Annotated in this window: 5 protein-coding genes; 1 reads left to right on the top strand and 4 read right to left on the bottom strand. The window is 71.6% G+C overall.

What is annotated here, in order from left to right; all coding sequences use genetic code 11:
* Together GKQ77_RS28605 and GKQ77_RS28600 are read right to left on the bottom strand one after the other, a co-directional pair.
* Window positions 1-459: acyl-CoA dehydrogenase family protein (locus GKQ77_RS28605; RefSeq protein WP_219691858.1), on the bottom strand; the 459-nt coding region annotated here is incomplete at its 3' end.
* An 11-nt stretch (window positions 460-470) separates the two neighbouring features.
* Entirely contained in the window at window positions 471-1,382 is a 912-nt protein-coding gene (locus tag GKQ77_RS28600) for an SDR family NAD(P)-dependent oxidoreductase (RefSeq protein ID WP_219691850.1), read from the bottom strand.
* Window positions 1,383-1,465: 83 nt separating this feature from the next.
* Here GKQ77_RS28600 and GKQ77_RS28595 point away from each other — a divergent pair, with 83 nt between their 5' ends.
* Window positions 1,466-2,392 (top strand): cyclase family protein, encoded by a 927-nt coding sequence (locus GKQ77_RS28595; RefSeq protein ID WP_219691848.1) that lies wholly within the window; start codon window positions 1,466-1,468, stop codon window positions 2,390-2,392.
* Between the two features lie 384 nt (window positions 2,393-2,776).
* Here the strand turns inward: GKQ77_RS28595 and GKQ77_RS28590 are convergent, their stop codons facing one another.
* Complete coding sequence (locus GKQ77_RS28590; RefSeq protein WP_219691846.1) at window positions 2,777-3,265, bottom strand: ATP-binding protein; 489 nt, start codon at window positions 3,263-3,265, stop codon at window positions 2,777-2,779.
* A 404-nt stretch (window positions 3,266-3,669) separates the two neighbouring features.
* Window positions 3,670-4,247 (bottom strand): acyl-CoA dehydrogenase family protein (locus tag GKQ77_RS28585; protein WP_258022127.1); only part of this gene is annotated, 578 nt, incomplete at its 5' end.

Genomic DNA, 4,247 nt, shown 5'->3' with positions numbered 1-4,247 from the left:
GTCCCGCACCGCCCGCGTCCGCACCCCCGCCAGATCCGAACCCGCCCCCGGCTCGCTGTACCCCTGGCACCACAGGGCCTCGCCCCGCGCGATCGGCGGCAGGAACTCGTCCCGCTGCTCCTGGCTGCCGTATGCCAGGAGCGTTGGCGCGAGCAGCTTCTCGCCGATGTGCCCGCAGCGACCCGGCGCCCGCGCGCGGGCGTACTCCTCGGCCCAGACGACCTGCTGGGTCAGCGTGGCCCGCCGGTTGCCGTACGCGTCGCTGTCCCAGCCGATGCCGATCCAGCCGCCGCGCCCCAATTCCCGCTCCCACGCACGCCGTTCCGCCGCGCCCTCGTGCTCACTGCCGGGACCGCCGCGCCCACGCGCGCGGGCATGTCCGTCGGTCAGGTGCTCGGCGAGCCACCCGCGTGCCTCGGCGCGGAATGCCTCGTCCTCGGGCCCGAAGCCGAAATCCATCACCGGCCCCCCTACGCGTTCGGGCGTGCCTTGTCGGCCGCCGCCCTGGCCATGGCCTCCACCTGCGCGAGGAGCGGCATGGGATCGGTGCCGACCGTCCCGGGCAGGAAGTCGGCGATTTTCTGCGGGGTCCAGGCCCCGTCCGCGTACCCGGCGCGCAGCTCACGCGGCTGCGCCCATACGGCGATCTTGGGCCCGGCGATCGTGTAGACCTGCCCGGTGATCCTCTCCTCGCGGGCCCGGTCGCTGAGCAGGTAGACGACGAGGGCGGCGACGTCCTCCGGCTCCCCGATCTCCTTCAGCTCCATCGGCACGTTCGCCGACATGCGTGTACGGGCGACGGGCGCCACCGCGTTGGCCGTCACCCCGTACTTGTGCAGGCCGAGCGCGGCGCTGCGCACCAGCGAGATGATCCCGCCCTTCGCCGCGCTGTAGTTGGCCTGTGCGACGGAGCCCTGGTGGTTGCCGCTGGTGAAGCCGATGAGGGTGCCCGAGCCCTGTTTGCGCATCACGGCCGAGGCGGCGCGGAAGACGGTGAACGTGCCCTTCAGGTGGGTGGCGACGACCGGGTCCCACTCCTGCTCGGACATGTTGAAGAGCATCCGCTCGCGCAGGATCCCCGCGACGCACACCACCCCGTCGAGGCGGCCGTACTCGGCGAGCGCGACGTCGACGACCCGCTGCCCGCCCGCCATGGTGGAGATGTCGTCCGCGACGGCGACGGCCTCGCCGCCCGTGGCCCGGATCTCCTTGACCACGGCCTCGGCCACCTCGCCGGCCGGCTCGGCGCCCTCCATGGAGACGCCGTAGTCGTTGACGACGACCTTCGCCCCCTCGGCCGCCGCGGCGAGCGCCACGGCCCTGCCGATGCCCCGCCCGGCGCCGGTGACGGCCACCACCTCGCCTGCCAAGAAGTTCCCCACACCGGCCCCTTCCCGCGTTTTCTGACGGACCGTTAGATTCTATGACCCGTCAGATACCTCAGGACAAGCCCCGCGGAGGACTCATGTCACTGCCGGCCGAGTTCCACGACATCGCCAAACGCGTGAACAACTGGGGGCGTTGGGGCGCCGACGACGAGATCGGCACGCTCAACGTCATCACCGGCGACGTCGTACGGGCGGCCGCCGCCGAGGTCCGCTCCGGCCGCCGCGTCCCGCTCGCGCTGCCCCTCAAGGAGAACGGCGTGCAGACGGGGCTGATCCCCGGGCGGGTGAACCCCCTGCACGCCATGGTGCAGATAAACCAGGAGCTTTTCGGCCCCGGCACGGTCGCCACCAGCGACGACGCGGTGACGATGGGCCTGCAGACCGCCACCCACTGGGACGCACTCACCCACGCCTCGCACTCCGGGAAGATCTACAACGGCCGCCCCGCCGACACCATCACGGCCCACACGGGCGCGCGCTTCAGCGGCATCGACAAGGTCGCGCACGTCCTCTCGCGCGGGGTGCTGCTGGATGTCGCGCGCGCCAAGGGTCTCGACCGGCTGCCTGGCGGACACACGGTGACGCCCGAAGACCTGGACGAGGCCGAGGAGTTCGGGGGCGTCACGGTCCGCGCGGGCGACATCGTCCTCGTACGCACGGGGCAGATCCAGGTCTATCTGGCGGGTGACAGGGACGCGTACGGCCATCCGTCGCCGGGCCTTTCGCTGCGTACGCCCGAGTGGTTCCACGCGCGGGACGTGGCCGCGGTCGCCAATGACACCCTGACCTTCGAGATCTTCCCGCCGGAGATCGAGAATCTGTGGCTGCCCGTGCACGCGCTCGATCTGGTCGAGATGGGGATGCTGCAAGGCCAGAACTGGAATCTCGAAAAGTTGTCCACAGCCTGTGCAGAAGTTTCGCGCTACGCCTTCCTGCTCTCCGCGATGCCGGAGCCGTTCGTCGGCGCGACGGGGACGCCGGTGGCACCGGTCGCCGTGCTCTGAGCCCCGAGGCGCCGCGCGCCCCGGGCCACTGACCCTCGGACGGCGGCGCGCCTGCTTCCGCCCCGAGCGCGATGCCGCGCGCCGCCCTCCGGCTCGGCGCTCGACACTCTCCCTCGTGACCCCGAGGGGACCGACGCCGAAATCGCGACCCACATCTCGTCAAGGATCTCCGTCACCGAGCACCCTCGACGTCCCCTCGCGGCGAATCGCTGCACACAAGCGTGATCAATCGGACACGCTACGTCAACACCCTGCCGGGGATTAATGGTCAATGCCCGTTTTATCCCGCCCGCGCACGGGTGCGCGCATCGTGGCACACGACGGCGCATACGGGCTCAGGGACGGACAGGGACGGACACTTCCCCCAGGGCCCGTCCGGCCGGGTCAGACGGCTTCGTACGCCACGTCGGCATCGGCGTCGGTGTCGCCGTACGACGCGCCGTCGAAGGTCACCGCGGGGACGCCCGGCTCGCACCGGTCGACCTCGCACCAGATGCTCTTGCCGCCGCCCTCGGGCTGCCAGCCCCAGCGGTCGGCGAGGCCGTCGACGAGTTCGAGCCCCCGGCCGTTGGTGTCGTCGCCCTCGGCGTGCCGCTGGCGGGGCGGGCGGGCGCTGCGGTCGGCCACCTCGACCCGGACCGTGCCCGGCACGTCGTCGGGGACGCCGGGCAGGAGCATGCGCAGGACCGCCGGACAGCCCGTATGCACAACGGCGTTGGTGACGAGTTCCGAGATCAGCAGGATCAGTGTCTCGGCAACTGGCTCGTCGACCTCTATCCCCGAGCCCGCCAGACGCGAACGGGCCCATCGCCTGGCCCGCCCCACCTCCGCGGGGTCGGCCCCGACCTCCAGCTGAACTAGAAGCACCTGCACCGCTCACACCATCCGAACCGGCGGACACATCGCCTCGCGACTCCACGGGGTCACGGAACGTGATCCCCTTAGGAGACAGCATGATTGACGTTCAGTCACCCCAACAAGCGCTTCGGGCATATTCCAGCGCGAAGGAGTACGCGTGCTGCATACTGTGCGACGCGTACCGCGGGGGGTCGAACAGGCGGGCACGAGACCCCGTCCTGCGTCGCGAGCGCCGCGCATTGCCGGGCCCGGAGCCGCCTCAGGGGCAACACCGGGATGGCTCAGCCTCAGAACCACTCGCATCTGAGACAAGGTACCCGAGCCGGGCGCCGACTCCATGCCGTGACTAGTCACGCGTAGGACACAACCCGATATCAACGCTCCGTAGCGCCACCGGCACCCGGCCGCCCAGAACCCGGTCACAGAGCGGAGGCAAGCGCTTCCTCGGCCTCCTCGGCCACCTGTCCGAGCCGCGCCCGCACCCAGGCGCGCTTGAGGTGCAGGTGCACATCGGCCTCCCAGGTGAACCCCATGCCACCGTGCACTTGCAGACAGTCACGTGCGTTGCGGACGGCCGCGTCGTCGGCCAGCAGCTTGGCACCGGCCACCTCCAGGGGGTCGCAGGTCACGGCGGCGGCGTAGACGGCGGCGCGGGCGACCTCGGCGCGCACCAGCATCTGGGCGCAGAGGTGCTTCACGGCCTGGAACGCGCCGATCGGCTGCCCGAACTGTTCGCGGTCACGGGCGTATTGGACGGCCGTCTCGCAGGTCCTGGCGGCGCTGCCGAGCTGCTCGGCGGCGTACAGGAGCACGCCTGGGCCGGGGCCGCCCGTCGCGCCCCGCCCAGGCCCCGGCGTGCCCGGTACGCGATGCAGCGGCGTCAGCGGGTCGACGGACCGCAGCGGGACGGCCCCGGCCGCCTCGCCCTGGACGACGTCCGCCTCCGCGAGCCACGGCACCAGCGTCCCGTCGACGGCCGTCACGACCCGCTCCCCGG

It is taken from the genome of Streptomyces anatolicus, assembly GCF_019400875.1.
In the GTDB taxonomy this organism is placed as follows: domain Bacteria; phylum Actinomycetota; class Actinomycetes; order Streptomycetales; family Streptomycetaceae; genus Streptomyces; species Streptomyces anatolicus.
This window is presented reverse-complemented; position numbering and strand designations above follow the sequence as displayed.

What these genes read in the sequence shown, in the direction of transcription:
- GKQ77_RS28595 (WP_219691848.1), top strand. Translation starts at nt 1,466, where the DNA reads ATGTCACTGCCGGCCGAGTTCCACGACATCGCCAAACGCGTGAACAAC.